Genomic DNA, 17,490 nt, shown 5'->3' with positions numbered 1-17,490 from the left:
AAAGGTGCCGGAAGGCCTTTCTAACAGTATAATATTATTCCGGCATTAGTAGAATATAAGGCCTTCATTATCGCCGCTTTAACAGGGACATTTACAATTGTTAAACCATTTTCATTATTATTAGACTAATAGCTTAGGCCACACCATCATCATCTGTTTAAAGGCAATTTTGACTTCTTCATTGGGTTTTGAAGCTTGTCCCATAAACCTTTGGTACTCATTTATTAATTCGTCTAGTTCTTGGCTGTATTTTATCGTTTCTTCACTCGTATAGCCAAATGTAGTTGCGCTATTAATCATTAATTCTCTTTTGACTTTTATCTCTTCAATCATTTCAGATTGACTGTTACTATACGTATACAATGTGATCCCCCTACTCATTACACTCTTACTATTCACCATTAAGAAAAGTAGACTACTTGAAAAATTATGCCAAGAATTTATCTAAAAGTAAACACTTTCGCAAAAGTAGACAAAACATTCTATTTCTTTCGTTTTTCGACAAATTCCTTTTGTTTTTTCTTGTATTTACGACAAATTTCATACGGATTATTTATTGATAACTAAAAAACTGGCCGCGGAAGCTGCAGCCAGTTTTTTCTTATTTAGATATTTCTTCCTTTTCGTAAATCGGCACCCAGCCTTCAGTCGTGACAAAAATTCTAACGGCGACCACTTTCCTGTCTTCTTCAAGTGTGAAGTAATGTCTAGTATTTTCGGGAACTGAAATCAAATCTCCCGGATTAAGATGGACTTCGAAAAACTCGCCATCTTTCCCCTGGATAACAAATACACCGTGCCCGCTCACAATAAAGCGGACTTCATCATCAGTGTGATGATGTTCATTTTTAAAGTTGGTAAGCAAGACGTCTAGATTGGGTGTATTATCAGATAATGAGATGACATCTTGAGCTTTATAGCCTCTTCTAGCGGAAACATCAGCAATTTCTTCCGCAAAGGTACTAAGAATTTCTTCCTTTTCCTCCTCACTCAAAAGATACTTTTCAACGAGCGATGCCGGAAGTTTGCTAATATCCCAATTTTCATAAATAACTTCCTGTGATTCTAGGAAGCTTGCTACCTCCTCTTGTCCGTGGATTTGGTCTTCATTGCTATGAAATGTAATATATGCCATGTTTATCAACTCTCCCTTTTTAATTATACAACCTTAAATAATTGATATGGTTTATGCTCTAGCAAACGTAATTGGTAGCGGAATAAAAATTCTGATGCTTCAAGGATTTTTTTCGCCTCGAAAGCATTTCTTCCCCACACTGTAATGCCATGGTTTCTAATTAAAACGGCTCCAGTATCTCCAGAAACATGTTCAGAAAAGGCATGCGCAAGTGTCGGAATATGGGCATAGTTGCGAATGATTGGGATTTTGAGGACAGCCTCTTCTTCCCACTTATCAAAAGCCTTAATCAGCTCTTGCCCTTTAAAGGTAACTTCACCATTGTCTCCATACACTTCCGAAATGACGTTATTATCAATCGTATGGACATGGAGACTGCAGCAGGCATTCGTCTTGCGGTAAATCTCAACATGAAGAAGTGTTTCAGCAGATGGCTTTAAATGCGTTTCTTCAACGGCATGACCGAATTCGTCCACAAGGAGGAAATCCTCGGCTGTACGCTTGCGTTTGTCCTTGCCACTTGCCGTCACCAAAAATCTAAGTGGATGATCACTTACTTTAATCGCAAGGTTGCCGCTTGTTCCCATAAACCAGTCCCGCTTTGCCAGCTCATCCTTTACATCAGCTAATTCAGTCCATCTTTCCTCTAGCATGTCAGCTCACCTACCCCAATTCTTTTTTTGATTTCATTGATACAATCAAAGAAAGTAGTAAACCCTTGATGGTTAATCCCCCATTCCCCGCATTTTTCCAACAGTAAATCACGGGCCAGCACAAAATCAGCATGTTTAGCGGCCTCAAGATCGGTTACTGAATCGCCAATGACGATTTTGAAGCTGTCTTCACTATGATTTAGTTTTCGAATGATACTTGGCTTGCAGCAGCCGCAATCATTTTTACACAATGAATCGCATTCATTAGGCCAAAGAATCTTAATTGTCTCTCCCGAAAAATCAGATTCATTACAGTAAATCCCAGCAAACGGTGAATAATCTGCTAAAATCGGCTGAAGAAAAAAGTCGATACCGCCGCTGACAATATTTAAAGGGATCCCTTCCTGCTGTGCAAATTCAACAAACTCTTTGAATCCTGGACGAATCCTGGCATTTTCAATCACAAACGCAGTAATTTCTTCCTTCAAGGTACTTGGTAAAAGCGAAAATAATTTTCCTACGCCCTCATTAATCGACATCTGGCGGGAAAGGATTTGATCTTTAATCGCCACCCATTCTGGAGGGGCAAATTTTCTCATTATGGCAATGATGTTATCACTTTCGGTTACGGTTCCATCAAAATCACAATAAATTACCGGATTTGTCATTTAGGCAGTCACCTCAGCATTTCCCCAGAGCTGGAGCGCCTTTTTTAGCTCAACGTACTGTTCAGCTCCCTCAACTAGGAGTTTTCCTTGGAGATTGGTCTCAATAGCCTGCCGGAATGCTATGCCGCCGCCGCGAGCCCCGTCTGGATGGCCATGAACTCCTCCACCTGCGTTAATCACAGAATCGATTCCGAAATCACGGATTAACAATGGTACTAATCCCGGATGAATGCCAGCTGAAGGAACAGGAAATGACTTTTTAAATACGTCTTCCTTCGTCAACTCACTCGCAATCGAAAGTGCCGATTCTTGCTCTAGGGCTACTGTTCCATACGGCGATGGGAACAATGATAAATCTGCTCCTGCATAACGGAGGAGCTTGCCAAGGAGCAAGGAGTGTGCCAATCCATATTCGCGAGCGGAAGTGAATGCACCGCTTACTGCAGGATGTGCCATCAGCGGTAAAGCAATTTCATCGTCCTCTCTTAATTCTTGCAGAACATCGAGACCGTAGGCAAACACATTAAATAGTAGGAGGTCGGCACCATGTTCTGCAGCCTTTCTTGCTTTTTCCCTTAACTGTGTTGTTCTGCCGGTTAGGTTCACTGCGTATAGAGTGCGATGTCCAGTTTGTTCTTGTACTTCTCGCAGCGCTTGTTTCCCGGCAGTAATTCTTTTTTCAAATGGCGTCAGCTCATTTTCAAAAAGGATTTCATCATCCTTTACTAAGTCAACTCCCCCAAGTGCTTGCTGTTGGAGCTGACGCGCCAAGAAGGTAATGTCTTTTCCTAGCACACCTTTAAAAATGCTCATTAATAGCGGGCGGTCAAACACTTTTATTTTTTCACGAATGCCTTTGATACCAAACCTTGGACCCGGGAAAAAACTCTTTAATCCGTCATCAAATTGCAAATCCAGCAGTTTGATTTTTCCATCCAAAGAAAGCTTTCCGAAGACAGTTGTTAAGATAGCAGGAAGATCGTTGGAAAAATTAATCGTTGGATAGGCAATCCGAATAAGGGATTGATCAACATAGTTAGAAGGTAATCCCTCAATCGAAACAACTCTGCCTTTATGCTTGCGGAGCTGATTTTGCTCTAACTCAGGCAAATTGGTCCAGGAACCAACCGTTAAACCAAGTGCAATTTCCTCGGCTTTTTTTTCTGGATTTTTTTCATCATGTAAGAGATAGGTTGCAATTAATTCAGACATTTTTTTCAAACTTCCTTTCGATAAAACATAAAAAAACCTCTTCAAAAAAGAAGAGGTTAGCATGACAAACTAACATCTTCTCATCTTTCAGCTTGTCGCTGCAAGATTTAGCACCGTGCTTAACTTTGGTTAAGTCGGTTGCCGGGCTTCATCGGGCTTTTCCCTCCGCCTGCTCTTGATAAGAAAACGATTCGTAATTATTTACTTTTTAACGTTGCTTAACTTATTTTGGATTATCCCAAGAAAAAGATAAAATGTCAATCTATTTTTCGAAAATTTCTAAACGACTTATTCTTCTGACTGCTTCCGCTAACCGGTCCTCTGATGATAATAAACCAACACGGACATAGCCCTCGCCAAATTCTCCAAAGCCTATCCCCGGTGCTACCATGATATGTGCTTTTTCAAGAAGAATGGTTGAAAATTCCTCAGATGAATATCCTTCCGGAACCTTAAGCCAGGCAAAAAATGAGCCTTTTGGGGCGGTGACATTCCAACCAAGCGAATGAAGGCCAGTAATTAAAACGTTGCGCCTTCGTTCGTACAGTTCATTTAGTTCGTTCACACAATCCTGAGGACCCGTCAATGCAACGGCAGCCGCCTCTTGTACCGCGCCAAATAAACTGACATATAGATGGTCCTGCAAAAGTTCAATCGCGGAAATGACACTCTCATTGCCCACTGCAAATCCAACTCGCCAACCCGCCATATTATAGGTTTTCGATAGCGTGTAGATTTCAATTCCCACTTCTTTCGCACCGTCTGCTTGTAAAAAACTAATTGGTTTAACGCCGTCAAAGCCAATCGCACCATAAGCAAAATCATGAACGATGCAAATATCATTTTCACGGGCCAAATTGATAGTTTCTACAAAGAACTCCTCACTCGCGGTCGCACCGGTAGGATTATTCGGGTAATTGAGAAACATTAATTTTGCTTTTGATAAAACAGTTGAATCTAGTTCTTGATAATCCGGTAAGAAACCATTTTCTTCTCGTAATGGCATGGTAACCATTTCCGCCTTTGCAAGGGCAACACCCGACCAATAATCAGGATAACCAGGGTCGGGAACGAGGATGGTATCGCCAGAGTTTAATAAACACTGAGGAATCTCAACCAGACCCGCTTTACCGCCAAATAATATTGCCACCTCTTTGTCGGGATCAATGGTCACACCATATTCTCTTTGATAAAAATCTGCTGCCGCTTGTTTTAAGTAACTAAATCCTTGAAAAGGCGAATATTTATGGTTGAGCGGATTGGCCGCTGCTTCCTGAAGCTTTGCGACAATATGCGGTGGTGTCGGTTGATCTGGATTGCCTTGTCCTAAGTTAATTACATCATGGCCCGCGGCTATATATTCGCCAACTTTTTTAACAAGACCGGCAAAAAATTGTTTTGGTAGACTATTCAAAAGTTCCGATGGCGGAAACTGCTTCATCGATCTCACCTGCTTTTTTATTTTCAAATAATTGTTGAATTTCTAGTGACAAATGTTATAACTTTTAGATTAGCTTGTAAAGGGAAAATTTCAAAAGCGGTGAAGATTCATAAAATTAAAGTTTTCTTATCGTTACCTTTCGGATGGATTGGCTTGGCGATAAAATAAAAAATATTGACACCCATTACTTAAACTTGTTATAGTTTTTATCAGATTGAAAAAACTGAAAACTTTATTTACTCTTATCATGAGCTGGCTGAGGGATTGGCCCTTTGAAGCCCAGCAACCGACCGGAAAACCATTATGAAATGGGGCGCCTATTCGCGCCGGGGATAATCCCCTAACAGGCACGGTGCTAATTCCAACAGAAGGTTTGTCTTTCTGAGAGATAAGAGGTGCGAAGAATAACCGTCTTCTAGCCTCTTTCAGATGAGAAAGAGGCTTTTTTAGTGCCGAAATAAGCACGAATAAGCCTCCACTAAATAGGAGGAAATTTAGAAATGAGTCTATTAAAGCAAACAACTTATCAGCCATTAACCGAAACTTCTGCCACTGAGTTGGCATTAGCATTAAACCTTTTTTCTGATAACCCTGAGCTTTCCTGTAAGGAGATTGGTGATGGGAATCTTAATTTAGTTTTTCATATTGTCGACGATAAGAACAGAAAAGGTGTAATCATCAAACAAGCTCTTCCATATGCCAAAGTTGTGGGTGAAAGCTGGCCATTGACACTTAAAAGGGCAAAGATTGAAGCAGATGCCCTGTTAACTTTTGGTTCTATTGCTCCAAAGTATGTTCCAGAGGTTTACTATACGAATGATGTGCTGGCTGTGACCGTCATGGAAGACCTCTCCCATCTTTTAATTGCGAGAAAGGGCTTCATAAAAGGCGAAACCTACCCGCTTCTATCCCAACATCTGGGTGAATATCTGTCGAAAACACTATTTTTTACATCGGATTATGGATTAGGTCCGTCTATAAAAAAAGAACAGGTTCAAAAGTTTATCAATCCAGAGCTTTGCAAAATCACCGAAGATTTAATTTTCAACGATCCATTCTTTGATGCAGAGACCAACGAATTCGAGGCTGGCTTACGTACTACAGTCGAAGCCCTTTGGAAAGATGATGAACTGAAATTTCATGTGAACGTATTGAAAAAAAGCTTTTTAACAGAAGCAGAAGTTCTCCTTCATGGAGATTTGCATACTGGAAGTATTTTTGCCAATGATTCGGAAACAAAAGTTATTGACCCTGAATTCGCGTTTTATGGCCCCGCTGGATTTGATATTGGCCAGGTATTTGCGAATCTCCTTTTCCAAGTCATCGTGAACGAGCAAAACCATGTTCTCTTTATTAATCATCTTGAAACAGTGTGGAATGTATTTGAAGAACAATACAAGCACCTTTGGAATACTGAAAATAAGGAAAATCTAGCGCAAACCTCCACATTCTTAAACTACATTTTAGCTAAGTTTTTCGAGGATGCTCTTGGTTTTACTGGCTGTGAGTTAATCAGAAGAACAATTGGGCTTGCCCATGTTGCCGATTTAGATAGCATTGAAGAGGAGAAAACTAGATTAGCAGCCAAACGTAAAACGTTGGAACTTGGAGGAATCCTAATCAAACAGAGGAAAGAAATCAAGAATCTTGGAGCTTTCATTGGTACGGTTAAAGGAGTCCTTTAATCGAAAAAGCAATCCGATGTTATTCGGATTGCTTTACTACTTTGGTATCGCAACATTGTTATCGTTTATTGGAAGGGTGATCCGAAAAATCGTCCCTTTCCCTTCTTCACTTTCAACGATAATGGTTCCTTTATGTTCTGCAATAATCCGAAAGCTTACCATTAATCCAAGGCCAGTACCTGAGTCCTTAGTTGTATAAAATGGTTCACCAAGCTTATTTATGATTTCTTTCGGTATTCCGCATCCTTCATCCTCAATCGAGATACTCATTCGATCCGCTAGTTTCTTAATAGTAATGGTAATATTCCCGCCTTCTGGCATTACCTCAATGGCATTTTTAATTAAATTAATAAAGACTTTTTTCAACTGATTTGGTTCGCAAAAAATAGGTGGAAGCTGTTCATTATAGTTCGTAACAAATTGAACATTGTGAAGGACCGCTTGTGCAGTGAGCAAGTCGACAGTCTCCTTCATGATTTGAGTTATTTCCTTCTCTTCATACCTAGTTGCCTGCGGTTTAGCAAGAATCAGAAATTCATTGATAATCGAATCAATTCGCTGAAAGCTCCGAGGTAATAACCTGATAATACATCGAATGCTCTTTCATGATACTGCCTTCAAGTAATTGGATGAAACCTTTTAACGCTGTCATCGGATTGCGAATTTCATGGGCAATTCCTGCCGCTAATTCGCCAATTACATTCAAGGTATCTGATTTTCGCAGATGCTCCTGCATTTCTATCTTTTCCGATATATCCTTAAAAACGGTAAAATTCAATCCCTCAACGATTTCCGCTTTTGAGGAATATTCAAAGTACCTTTTTTTTTCATCTTCTTTTTCTACCATGATTATAGAGGTACTATGCCCATCATTGAGAACCTGTTCAAAATGTTTGATTATTTCCTGTATATTGCTTTCATGATGGGTATATAAGTCGTATAACCGCAGTCCGATTAATCTTTCCTTTGGGAGGCTAAGCATTTTTTCACCAGCCAAATTAATATCAACGATATGATGCTGATTATCCCATAAAATAAGGCCATCGATGGAATCTTCAAAAATCCGTCTGTACCTTTGTTCGCTCTTCTGCAAATCAGTTTCCATCTTCAGCATTTCACTAATTTTAAGAGGTAAAGTGTTTTCCTGTTTAATCTGCTTCTCCACTTATAGCCACCCCGCGAACATAAATAATCGTCCAATAAATAGTATTATAAGTCATATATTCTACATCCAACAAGAAAAATCCTTTTCGCATGTTAAGCAAATTTTTAATGACCATTATCGTAAAAAAAACGCAAAGCACTTGTGTGCTTTGCGTTTTTTCATTACCTACAACATAGGGTTTTCATGCTTCGCTTTTAAACGCTGCCATCTTTTTTCTACTTCTGCTTCAAACTCTTCTAAAATAGGTTTGTTTTCATCTTTTAATAGATGTTTTGTTTTACCCATATATTTTAACCAATTAGAAAGTGGAATCCGTTTTTTCTTATCCTCTGGATTGTAAGTAATCGTTGTTTCCCCTTGTTCTACTTCATAAAGTGGGAAGAAGCAGGAATTTACTGCAGCTTCAACAATTGTTGTACCGAATCGGTCGTCCGATTTCCAGTTTAAAGGACACGCGATTAAGAGTTTCCCGTACACAGGTCCTACATTTTGTGCATACCACTGTGCTTTTGCACCCTTTTTCACCAAGTCTTGCGGGAAGGCTTCTGAACCAGTAAATACATACGGTATATTGGTAGCAGCCATGATTTGCGCTGTATCCTTATGGTGGAAGGCTTTACCGCGCTGTGTTCTTCCAACACCAGAAGTACTGGTCATATGCCCAAGTGGCGTCGAATAGGACATTTGTGAACCAGTATTCATATAGCCTTCGTTATCATATTCTAGCATAATTAATTTATGTCCGCGAAGTGCCGTACCAATTGCCGAACCCATTCCGATATCCATTCCGCCATCACCAGTAATCATTACAAATGTAGCATCGTCATCTACCTCGATTTCACCGCGTCGCTTTAGTTCCATAAAGGCTTCAAGCGTACCGGATAATGTGGCAGCACCATTTTGGAACAAATTGTGAATCATTGTCTGCTTATGTGAAGTGTTTGGATAGCCAGTTGTTGTAACATAGGCACAGCCTGTTTGGAATAAGGTAACGACATCGCCTTCGATGCCTTTAAAGAATAATTCCAGGCCAGCGAATATTCCACACCCAGGACATGCGCCGTGACCTGAGGCAATTCGTTTCGGTTTCCCTGTAAGCGCACGGAGCGGTGGTATTTTCACCTTTAATTTATTCGTTTCTTCATCCATTTTCACATCAATTAAGCCAGTTTTGAATGCTTCCCCATGTTGTGGTAAAATGACTGGCTTCAGAATTTTCTCCGGATCACCAGGAACATGGCCATAGTAATCAAACGGCTTTTCAGCTCTTCCTTTATTCATAGCGTCAATGACCATATCAAAGAAAGCTTGCGCATCAGTTGCATAAAAATCCTTACCGCCTAGTCCAAAGACACGACTTAAGACAATGGTTTGATTTCCTTTATCATCTTGAAGAGCTGACTTCACTTCATGGGTTAAGTTTGGACCATTAGCACCGTATGAATCAGCACGTTCACCCACTAATAATGCTTTCACATTTTTTAGGGCCTCGCGGATTTCCTTCGCCGGGAATGGACGGATGATATTCGGACTAATAACGCCTGCTTTAATCCCTTTTGCACGAAGCTGATCAACAACATCCTTGGCCGATTCGGCGGCAGAGTTTAATAAGAATAAAGCGACATCAGCATCTTCCATTTTATATAAATCAAGAACAGGATATTCACGGCCGGAAAGCTTGGCGTATTCGGCAGCAACTTCTCTAAATACCTCACCGGCATTATAGATTGCTTCCGACTGTTGGAAATGATTGTTGATGAAATCATCGCCACTCATATGGGCGCCAATCGTGACTGGTTTTTGCGGATCTCTGATAAAATTGTAATCAGTTGGGCACTCGCCAACAAATTGCTGTACCACTCTTCGATCATTAAAGTATTCCACCCGCCTCTTTTGGTGAGAGGTAAAGAAACCATCATAGGCCACAATAACTGGCAGTCTTACTTTAGAATGCTCGGCAATTTTCAATGCCATGACGTTCAAATCGTAAACGGCTTGCGGCGTCTTTGCTGTTAAAATAACCCATCCTGTATTCAAGGCATAATAAAGGTCGGAGTGATCACCCCTAATATCAAGCGGTCCGCTAACTGAACGAGTTACAAGGTTCATGACCATAGGAAAACGAGTTCCCGATTGTACTGGCATCTGTTCTATCATATATAAGAACCCATTTGCACTTGTGGCATTAATCACCCGTGCCCCTGTCGCAGCGGCACCATAACAAATACCTGCTGAACCATGTTCGCCGTCTGCCGGGATCAGTTTAATATCGTGTTCACCGCGGGTTTTCATTTGATCTAAAAATTGTGCTACTTCTGTAGATGGAGTAATTGGGAAATAGCCCATAATATGATAATTGATTTGTGCAGCTGCCATTGCAGCCATTTCATTTCCTGACTCAAAGGTAGATACTTGTTCAGCGATACCTTGAGTTGTTAATTTATCTTCTAACATTGCCATTAGTAACTGCCTCCTGACACATAAGGAAAGTTTTGCTTCACGCGATGTTCATCTGCATAACCGATCAGTTCACGAAGATTGCCAAGTGCATCGGTAGGACATGCTTCTACACATTTGAGGCAGCCTTTGCAAAATTGGTAATCAATTCCTTGGAGGAACATTTGTTTTCGGCCGCGCTTATCTTCTCCGTCTTCCCAAACAAAACAAAAATCCGGACAAACATTATCACATGCTGCACAATGAATACATTTATCTTGTTGAAACTCTGGCAGGAATCCTTGGCGAGAACCACCTAAATCTTTAAAAATACTATTCGCCTGGGAAACAATAACCCCGCCAATTTCTTGAGTCATATAGCCAAGCTGTGGAAGTGCCCTGGTGAATTTTTTCCCTTCAGCACTTTCTGGCACGTCATATGTTTTAAATTGAACCTCATTATAACCGCGATCAAAGGTCCGAATATTCGGTTCAACCAAGTGTGGATATTTCTTTGTAAAGGTCTTACGAATCACATCTCTCATTGATTCCGGATCTAAGAAATCACAGATACGATATAAAGCACCAAGCATAGCGGTATTTACTTTTGTTTTTTCTTCTACAGCAATCGTTAAGGCATCGACAATCGCAAGAGTGCCATATTCTAACTGTAAATCATGTCTAACATCATCAAAATCTCTTGCTGTATTCACCAAAACAATCCCATCAGCATTAAGGCCGCTGACAACATTTACTGTCTTATAAAGCGCTTCATGAAAAACACCAACAATATGCGGCTGTTCAATTGGGCTATGATCCCTAATTTCCACATCTGGGTCACAAAAACGGACGAAGCTTTTTACAGGTGATCCTTTTTTCTCGGATCCATAGGATGAAAAGTTTGACCCCTTTAAACCAAGGCTAAAAACACCGGCTTCAGCCAACATTTTTCCAGCTAGGTTTGCTCCCAGCCCTCCGATAGATTCTAAGCGGATTTCAAAGAATCCCAATTCATTTTTTTTCGGTAATATAGACATAGTGTCCCTCCCACTTTTTCGTTCAAGAGTTCATGCGAAAACAAAAAAATTAACTTCCCCATAGCAATTGTAGGACTATACATCTGTTTACGCTGTGACAAATGTTATACATTACGAAAGAAATTCTATAACACATTATTTCCGGACACTAAAAACGCCAATTTAGATGGATTTATAGCACACATTCAATTATATAACAGAACATTTCTTGTAGTATAACAGAACAAAAAGACCCGCCACTATCGAAGCGCAGTGGCAGGTCTTGGCTTTTTATTTAATAATAGATCCTATATGACAATCCTTTTAGACACTATTCGGCTTCTATCTTTTTAGACTAAAATAAGTTATAATTATTCATTGTTTATTTTTAAAAAGGAGTTTTTTTATGAATGTCATCTGTTCTACCTTGAACGCCAAATATATCCATACAAACCTGGCAATTCGTTATTTAAAAGCTTACGCCGCTCCGGATTTTGACATACAAATAAAAGAGTACACTATTAAGGATCCAATTATGAACATCGTTTCCGACCTATATCAAGCGAATCCAACCGTGATTGGATTTAGCTGCTATATCTGGAATATCGAAGAAACCCTTAAAGTCGTAAATATGCTTAAAAAAATCAATCCTTCTATCTTAATTGTCTTAGGAGGCCCTGAAGTAACATATGATACGACTGAGTGGATGGAAAATCACCCTTATATTGATTTTATTGGTATCGGCGAGGGTGAACAAACGTTTAAACAACTGCTCACCGAAATAGAAACGGACAAAAATTATCAGAAGGTTCCTGGGATTGCTTATCGGGAAAAAGGTCAAATCAAGAAAACGTTACAAATGAATAAGCTCGATCTTAAAGAACTTCCGTCACCATACCGCTTTCCTGAGGACATAGGGAGTCTTGGGAAACGTGTCACATATATCGAAACAAGCCGAGGCTGTCCGTTTAGCTGTCAATTCTGCCTCTCATCGATAGAAGTCGGAGTTCGTTATTTTGATCGAGAAAATATTAAGGAAGATATTCGCTATTTGATGGCCAATGGAGCCAAGACAATTAAGTTTGTGGACAGGACATTTAATATTAGCCGAAGCTATGCAATGGAAATGTTCCGCTTTCTTATTGATGAACATCTTCCCGGCACCGTATTTCAATTTGAAATTACCGCTGATATCATGCGTCCAGAGGTAATTGAATTTCTTAATCAAGAGGCGCCAAGAGGGCTCTTCCGCTTTGAAATAGGTGTTCAGTCAACCAATGATTATACAAATGAGCTCGTAATGCGCAAGCAAAATTTTTCAAAGTTGACTAGAACTGTCACAATGGTAAAAGAAGGAAGAAAAATTGATCAGCATCTTGATTTGATTGCTGGTCTTCCAGAAGAAGATTATTCATCATTTCGTAAAACTTTCAATGATGTGTTTGAAATGCGGCCTGAAGAATTGCAATTGGGGTTTCTGAAAATGCTCCGAGGAACAGGTCTACGACTCCGAGCTGAGCAGCATCAATATGTCTTTATGGATCATTCACCATATGAAATCCTGTCTAATAATGTTCTATCTTTCGATGATATTGTTAGAATTAAACAAGTAGAAGACGTGTTAGAAAAATATTGGAATGATCATAGAATGGATACTGCCGTTGAATACTTGGTAACGAGTATTTTTCCTTCCCCATTTGATTTCTTTCAAGAATTTGGTTCTTATTGGGACATGCAGGGCTGGTCAAGAATCGGTCATCAGCTTGAGGACTTATTCCTGCGCTTAAATTCTTTCCTTGAACAGAAATCGGCAGGAAATCTTGAAGTCATTAACGGACTCATGAAGTATGATTATTTAAAAAATCATAAATACAAACCGAGAAAGCCTTGGTGGGGCCCAACACTCGATAAAGGTCAGCGCTCACAGCTTTATAAACAAATCCTTGAGAATCGACAACTTCTCGGGCAAGAATTCTTTGAGCTTAAACTCGATGAAAAGGAATTATATAAGCATACAATGCTTGAAGAACTTTCCTTTGATTTAACAAAGTATTTAGCAACTGGAGAAATTGATCAGCAGCCTGCCTATTTATTAGCCTATTTTGACCCGATAAACGATCGGACACTTATTTTTCCATTTAATGAATTGAAATAAGCCGGAAATTCCGGCTTATTTTTTAACCTCTTCCTTTTTTTCCTAATTTTGAATTGCGGTTTGCAAACCTAATGGCATTGTTATTATCGGTAAATTCTGCTGAGAATTCACTTTCCTGAATATTTTTGTGAGGTGTTTTCGTATATTTTTCTACTGCATCAAATTCAGCTTTCCTCTTCGCCATAAAGTAATCCTCCTAAAATGTAATCGTACATAGATAGTTTTCATCATATTGCCTGCAATCATTCCTTTCCTTATTTTTCATAAATAAAATTACCCTTGACGTAGAAAATAAAGAAAAAAGAGGTGTGAGCAGCATGACTAAAAAATCAAAGCATGGGTCTATTGAGCAGGTAACTATTGAGGAAACAATGCCACATCAAATGAATGCTCCAAGCTTTAAGGGTACCGACATCAAAATGAAGGACCCATTTGTCAATAAATATGGAGTGACTATCGGAGACAGTTTATATGCCTCTGACAATTCCCCTTTAGAAAACTGGTCTGTGGATACTGCCCCAGAGATTATGGCCGGCGATGATTGGGTTCATCCTACTAATGATATTGGCTGGAACACAACCGAAAACCGGGAGCTGCTTGAAAGCAAGCGGAAACCACAAGCATCCCCCTTTATGCACCCAACAAAAGATGCAGGAAAAGGGACAGATTGATAAGAAAAGTGCAAGCGCCCTGGTCAGCGGCGTATGGCCTGGAGCACTCCAACCGAGATAAAGGAAACACGGTGAGCAGAGTGAATCGATGTTGACTTATCGTAGGGCGGAGCGCGAAGGACACTAGCCGCTAGGGCGCTGGAGCTAGACAGTATCCAATTCCGAAAAACATTACCACTTATGAAAAACGGTTTGCAACTAAATAATATTTATACAGCGGTTAAAAAACCGTTGTAATAATTATTAGGAGTGGAACATAATGGCTAATAGCAGCAACAAACTACTAGTACCAGGAATTGAACAATATTTAGATCAAGTAAAATACGAAATTGCCCAAGAATTTGGTGTCCACTTAGGTTCAGATACAGTTTCTAGAGCGAACGGATCTGTAGGCGGGGAAATTACCAAAAGACTCGTACAGCAAGCTCAAGCCCAAATGTCTGGACAATTTAACAAACAATAATTAAATATACATGGAAAAAAGTCCGGTATTTAGCCGGACTTTTACTTATTTTTATGTTTTTCATTATGTTTTTCGTTATGTTTTTCATTATGTTTACCGTTATTTTTTCCGTTGTTCCTGCCGTTAGTATTTTCTTTATTTTTTCCGTAGTGATTCCCGTTATCTTTTCCATAATTTTTGGATTTTTGATTCTCGTTAGATTTTTCCTTTTGGTAATATTGTTTTTTTTGCTGGCCATTGTTTTGTTTCAATGGCTCTTCTTCCATTTTCTTCAACTGCCCTGGGGGCATTGACTTTCCGCCCCATTGATGGGGTTCTCTAGGCGATTTATTTTTTTCGTTTTGATGGACGCCGTTATCAGGTTCTACCTGTTTTTTTAATTGCCCTGGTGGAACTGTTTTACTAGGCTCGGATGAAACAGCATTATTTTCCTGCTTTGTTTCAATAGATTTCTGTATCTCCTTCTTTTTGTTTTTCCCGTTATTAGCTGACTCAATTATTTTGCTTTCTTGATACCTTCCTGCAGTAATTCCTAGTTCATGTGCTTTATCTAAGTCTTTTTCTGTAGCAGTTACAACTGTCAGTTCTAAATGCTGATTGTTTACCGCTGCTTTAATCTTATCCATATTTTTTTGCAACTCTTTTTCTACATTTTCGTCTGGTTGTTTGGTCCTGACAGTAGAAATAATCACTTGTTTGTTATCGTTTATAAATCCTGCATTTTTCATTTCTGTTAAAATAGTCGCGGTTAATTCAGATACGTCCTTATTTTTCCAATTAATTAATTGTGAAATGATCATCTTACCGGATTGATTATACCCAATTAACTCGACCACCTGCATTTTTTTATTTACACCCAGCTCTATACTTGGGTTTACATCAATCGACATATAGGCATAGGCTTTATTATTTTGATACATCGGAATATAAGAGCCAAGAAAAATCATTAGAGCAGCCATAACAGCCCAAACGGTTTTACGCTTAAAAATAGTAAAAAAACGGTTTGGTCGATAAGGATTTACGCTTTCAATCGGAAAAAAGTGAATTTCTTCACCGATTGCATAGAAGTGGTCTTGTTTGTTTGCACGCAAAAATTCACCTTCGGGGGTCAAAAGCGTTAGAAAAGCATCATCAATTTCCATTATTATTCCCTTTTTCACGTGTCTAGCACACCCTTTATATAATCCTTCATATATACATAATCACCCGATAAAATAAGCGCAATTGCAATAATATATTTTCGGTTCCGTTCAATTGTCTTTCGACTTACACTTACCATTTTTTCTAATTGCTTAATGGGAAGTCGTTTTTTCTCGAATAATAACCTTTTCAACTCTTCGTCTTCAACTAACATCTTTGCAGATATAATGGCATTTTTCCTTGCGTCAGCATGCTTAGGCGAATTCTCAATTAAGTCGCTAAACGATAAATCAAAGGTTGTTAATAATGCCTGAAAGTGATAAATTTCATCTTTTCTTAATTGTTCGTCCTTTTTTTTCTGATAATCATCAAGTGATAGTTCATTTACGATGACCGTCCCCGCTGATTCTTCTTCCGACGACGCATTGGTCAAATCAATACTAATATGTTGATTTTTAGTCTGTTTACGGATATAGTCGATCACTCTTCTTTTAATAATGACTTCAGCAAAGCTCAACAACGAACTTCCACGCTCTGGAGAATATTTTTCAATCGCTTCATTAAATGCGATGAGACCAATGCTAAATTCATCATCAGTTTCATAAATGTACCGTTTGCATACAGATGACACAGTTTTTGCGATAAAAGGTTTATATGCCTCGATTATTTCATCAAGTAAATTGCGGTTCCCTTCTTGAATTAACAGAACCGTTTCTTCTAAAGTTCTTTTTTTCCGCTTAGCCATAAACAATAAACTCAGCATTTTCTCACCTCTGTTCGACCCATTATACCATATGATTGATATTTTGGACTTTAAGAGGGTGTTACTTTTTCACTACATAGTTACGTTTACACTAAAACAATTTGTGGGGGTTAAGAAAAAATATTTTCCCAACAAGAAAAGCGGAAGCGCCTTGCTCAGCCCCGACAAGCACAAGACGAGCCGGACGAAAGGTTGCTTTTTAACCTTTTGGCCGGATTGGCTTGTGACCTCGAGGGGCTAGGCGCTGGAGCTGGACAACAAAAAAAACTTCAATCCAATAACCTAGATTGAAGCATTTTGGGAATTATTCATTTTGAATTTTCCGAGACAATGAATATTTGATTACAAAACCAATTAGTAACCCAGGAATTAAAAACATCATTGGCAAAAATACTGGACCAGGGTGAGTCTGGAAAATGGTAACTTTCGGAGATACCATTAAACCGACTGTGACAAAATATGCACCAAAAACAAACGGCAAAAAGGAGTATTTTTCTTCTTTTGGCATCGCCATTCGATAACCATCCCACAAGGAAAAAAGATAAACACATGGATAAAACATGAGCCACTGATAGTTTAAAACAGCTTCAGCCTTTTCTATTTCGCCTAGGAAACTATACATGATTGCTTGGTTAAAATTGCTATTAACATTCATAAGGAACTCTAAGACTACTAACAATACACCTTTGAGATAATGCCCTGTTAACAACTGACTGAAACCAGGAAAGGCAATATTCCATAGTACTGCTTCCAATCTGCTCATCTTTTTCATAGTACTGTCCCGTTTCTATTTGGCAATTTTTTAACTATAGCTAAAGTCTCTCGCTATAGTTTATCCAGTTTTTTACCAAATTAACGAAAGCTTCACCAATTATTTTCCCAACCTA

18 protein-coding genes and 2 riboswitches are annotated in these 17,490 nt (G+C 39.1%); of the genes, 4 read left to right on the top strand and 14 right to left on the bottom strand.

What is annotated here, in order from left to right:
- Positions 1–120: 120 nt before the first annotated feature.
- The 6 genes from AA980_RS01705 to AA980_RS01680 form a co-directional block, all read right to left on the bottom strand.
- On the bottom strand, positions 121–363 hold the full coding sequence (locus tag AA980_RS01705; RefSeq protein WP_024027624.1) for an aspartyl-phosphate phosphatase Spo0E family protein: 243 nt from the start codon (positions 361–363) through the stop codon (positions 121–123).
- Positions 364–601: 238 nt separating this feature from the next.
- Entirely contained in the window at positions 602–1,135 is a 534-nt protein-coding gene (locus tag AA980_RS01700) for a 1,2-dihydroxy-3-keto-5-methylthiopentene dioxygenase (protein ID WP_024027623.1), read from the bottom strand.
- Between the two features lie 23 nt (positions 1,136–1,158).
- Positions 1,159–1,788, bottom strand: coding sequence for a methylthioribulose 1-phosphate dehydratase (locus AA980_RS01695; RefSeq protein ID WP_024027622.1), 630 nt, complete (start codon positions 1,786–1,788; stop codon positions 1,159–1,161).
- A complete protein-coding gene (locus AA980_RS01690) occupies positions 1,782–2,456 on the bottom strand; it encodes a 2-hydroxy-3-keto-5-methylthiopentenyl-1-phosphate phosphatase (protein WP_024027621.1) in 675 nt (224 codons plus the stop codon). Before AA980_RS01690 ends, AA980_RS01695 begins: the two co-directional genes overlap by 7 nt.
- The gene (gene mtnW / locus AA980_RS01685; RefSeq protein WP_024027620.1) at positions 2,457–3,668 is read right to left on the bottom strand and encodes a 2,3-diketo-5-methylthiopentyl-1-phosphate enolase; all 1,212 of its coding nucleotides are present in this window, start codon (positions 3,666–3,668) and stop codon (positions 2,457–2,459) included.
- A 77-nt stretch (positions 3,669–3,745) separates the two neighbouring features.
- Positions 3,746–3,853: riboswitch (SAM riboswitch) on the bottom strand.
- A gap of 77 nt (positions 3,854–3,930) precedes the next feature.
- Complete coding sequence (locus AA980_RS01680; protein ID WP_024027619.1) at positions 3,931–5,109, bottom strand: pyridoxal phosphate-dependent aminotransferase; 1,179 nt, start codon at positions 5,107–5,109, stop codon at positions 3,931–3,933.
- A gap of 239 nt (positions 5,110–5,348) precedes the next feature.
- Positions 5,349–5,504, top strand: a riboswitch (SAM riboswitch).
- A gap of 105 nt (positions 5,505–5,609) precedes the next feature.
- Between AA980_RS01680 and mtnK the strand changes: the two genes are divergently transcribed.
- A complete protein-coding gene (gene mtnK, locus AA980_RS01670) occupies positions 5,610–6,794 on the top strand; it encodes an S-methyl-5-thioribose kinase (RefSeq protein WP_024027617.1) in 1,185 nt (394 codons plus the stop codon).
- 36 nt (positions 6,795–6,830) lie between these two features.
- Here mtnK and AA980_RS27660 read toward each other — a convergent pair whose 3' ends face one another.
- The 4 genes from AA980_RS27660 to AA980_RS01655 form a co-directional block, all read right to left on the bottom strand.
- Complete coding sequence (locus AA980_RS27660) at positions 6,831–7,268, bottom strand: ATP-binding protein (RefSeq protein ID WP_235815125.1); 438 nt, start codon at positions 7,266–7,268, stop codon at positions 6,831–6,833.
- Positions 7,269–7,344: 76 nt separating this feature from the next.
- Complete coding sequence (locus tag AA980_RS27655) at positions 7,345–7,959, bottom strand: PAS domain-containing protein (protein ID WP_024027615.1); 615 nt, start codon at positions 7,957–7,959, stop codon at positions 7,345–7,347.
- Between the two features lie 165 nt (positions 7,960–8,124).
- Positions 8,125–10,419, bottom strand: a complete 2,295-nt coding sequence (locus tag AA980_RS01660; RefSeq protein WP_024027614.1) for a thiamine pyrophosphate-dependent enzyme — start codon at positions 10,417–10,419, stop codon at positions 8,125–8,127.
- Entirely contained in the window at positions 10,419–11,432 is a 1,014-nt protein-coding gene (locus AA980_RS01655; RefSeq protein WP_024027613.1) for a 2-oxoacid:acceptor oxidoreductase family protein, read from the bottom strand. The genes AA980_RS01660 and AA980_RS01655 overlap by 1 nt, the downstream gene beginning before the upstream one ends.
- Positions 11,433–11,817: 385 nt before the next feature.
- On the opposite strand from AA980_RS01655, the gene AA980_RS01650 reads away from it, so the two are divergent.
- Positions 11,818–13,566 (top strand): B12-binding domain-containing radical SAM protein, encoded by a 1,749-nt coding sequence (locus tag AA980_RS01650; protein ID WP_024031164.1) that lies wholly within the window; start codon positions 11,818–11,820, stop codon positions 13,564–13,566.
- A 22-nt stretch (positions 13,567–13,588) separates the two neighbouring features.
- Here AA980_RS01650 and AA980_RS27445 read toward each other — a convergent pair whose 3' ends face one another.
- On the bottom strand, positions 13,589–13,750 hold the full coding sequence (locus AA980_RS27445) for a hypothetical protein (RefSeq protein ID WP_024031165.1): 162 nt from the start codon (positions 13,748–13,750) through the stop codon (positions 13,589–13,591).
- A 133-nt stretch (positions 13,751–13,883) separates the two neighbouring features.
- Here AA980_RS27445 and AA980_RS01645 point away from each other — a divergent pair, with 133 nt between their 5' ends.
- Both AA980_RS01645 and AA980_RS01640 read left to right on the top strand, forming a co-directional pair.
- On the top strand, positions 13,884–14,237 hold the full coding sequence (locus AA980_RS01645) for a DUF3905 domain-containing protein (RefSeq protein WP_024031166.1): 354 nt from the start codon (positions 13,884–13,886) through the stop codon (positions 14,235–14,237).
- 259 nt (positions 14,238–14,496) lie between these two features.
- The gene (locus AA980_RS01640) at positions 14,497–14,700 is read left to right on the top strand and encodes an alpha/beta-type small acid-soluble spore protein (protein ID WP_024030518.1); all 204 of its coding nucleotides are present in this window, start codon (positions 14,497–14,499) and stop codon (positions 14,698–14,700) included.
- Positions 14,701–14,741: 41 nt separating this feature from the next.
- On the opposite strand, the gene AA980_RS01635 is transcribed toward AA980_RS01640, so the two are convergent.
- From AA980_RS01635 to AA980_RS01625, 3 genes are all read right to left on the bottom strand, one after another.
- Positions 14,742–15,860 carry an anti-sigma factor domain-containing protein gene (locus AA980_RS01635; protein ID WP_024030519.1) on the bottom strand — a complete coding sequence of 373 codons (1,119 nt, stop codon included), beginning with the start codon at positions 15,858–15,860 and terminating at the stop codon, positions 14,742–14,744.
- The gene (sigI, locus tag AA980_RS01630; protein ID WP_024030520.1) at positions 15,857–16,603 is read right to left on the bottom strand and encodes an RNA polymerase sigma factor SigI; all 747 of its coding nucleotides are present in this window, start codon (positions 16,601–16,603) and stop codon (positions 15,857–15,859) included. The genes AA980_RS01635 and sigI overlap by 4 nt, the downstream gene beginning before the upstream one ends.
- Before the next feature lie 304 nt (positions 16,604–16,907).
- A complete protein-coding gene (locus AA980_RS01625; protein WP_024031110.1) occupies positions 16,908–17,375 on the bottom strand; it encodes a hypothetical protein in 468 nt (155 codons plus the stop codon).
- Positions 17,376–17,490 lie beyond the last annotated feature (115 nt).

This window comes from Neobacillus vireti (assembly GCF_001026695.1).
In the GTDB taxonomy this organism is placed as follows: domain Bacteria; phylum Bacillota; class Bacilli; order Bacillales; family Cytobacillaceae; genus Neobacillus; species Neobacillus vireti.
This window is presented reverse-complemented; position numbering and strand designations above follow the sequence as displayed.

Coding starts and splice junctions, on each gene's coding strand:
- AA980_RS27445 (WP_024031165.1), bottom strand. CDS start 13,750: ATGGCGAAGAGGAAAGCTGAATTTGATGCAGTAGAAAAATATACGAAA.
- sigI (WP_024030520.1), bottom strand. CDS start 16,603: ATGCTGAGTTTATTGTTTATGGCTAAGCGGAAAAAAAGAACTTTAGAA.
- mtnK (WP_024027617.1), top strand. CDS start 5,610: ATGAGTCTATTAAAGCAAACAACTTATCAGCCATTAACCGAAACTTCT.
- AA980_RS01650 (WP_024031164.1), top strand. CDS start 11,818: ATGAATGTCATCTGTTCTACCTTGAACGCCAAATATATCCATACAAAC.
- AA980_RS01660 (WP_024027614.1), bottom strand. CDS start 10,419: ATGGCAATGTTAGAAGATAAATTAACAACTCAAGGTATCGCTGAACAA.
- AA980_RS01625 (WP_024031110.1), bottom strand. CDS start 17,375: ATGAAAAAGATGAGCAGATTGGAAGCAGTACTATGGAATATTGCCTTT.
- AA980_RS01640 (WP_024030518.1), top strand. CDS start 14,497: ATGGCTAATAGCAGCAACAAACTACTAGTACCAGGAATTGAACAATAT.
- AA980_RS01655 (WP_024027613.1), bottom strand. CDS start 11,432: ATGTCTATATTACCGAAAAAAAATGAATTGGGATTCTTTGAAATCCGC.
- AA980_RS27660 (WP_235815125.1), bottom strand. CDS start 7,268: ATGAAGGAGACTGTCGACTTGCTCACTGCACAAGCGGTCCTTCACAAT.
- mtnW (WP_024027620.1), bottom strand. CDS start 3,668: ATGTCTGAATTAATTGCAACCTATCTCTTACATGATGAAAAAAATCCA.
- AA980_RS01645 (WP_024031166.1), top strand. CDS start 13,884: ATGACTAAAAAATCAAAGCATGGGTCTATTGAGCAGGTAACTATTGAG.
- AA980_RS01680 (WP_024027619.1), bottom strand. CDS start 5,109: ATGAAGCAGTTTCCGCCATCGGAACTTTTGAATAGTCTACCAAAACAA.
- AA980_RS01695 (WP_024027622.1), bottom strand. CDS start 1,788: ATGCTAGAGGAAAGATGGACTGAATTAGCTGATGTAAAGGATGAGCTG.
- AA980_RS01700 (WP_024027623.1), bottom strand. CDS start 1,135: ATGGCATATATTACATTTCATAGCAATGAAGACCAAATCCACGGACAA.
- AA980_RS01690 (WP_024027621.1), bottom strand. CDS start 2,456: ATGACAAATCCGGTAATTTATTGTGATTTTGATGGAACCGTAACCGAA.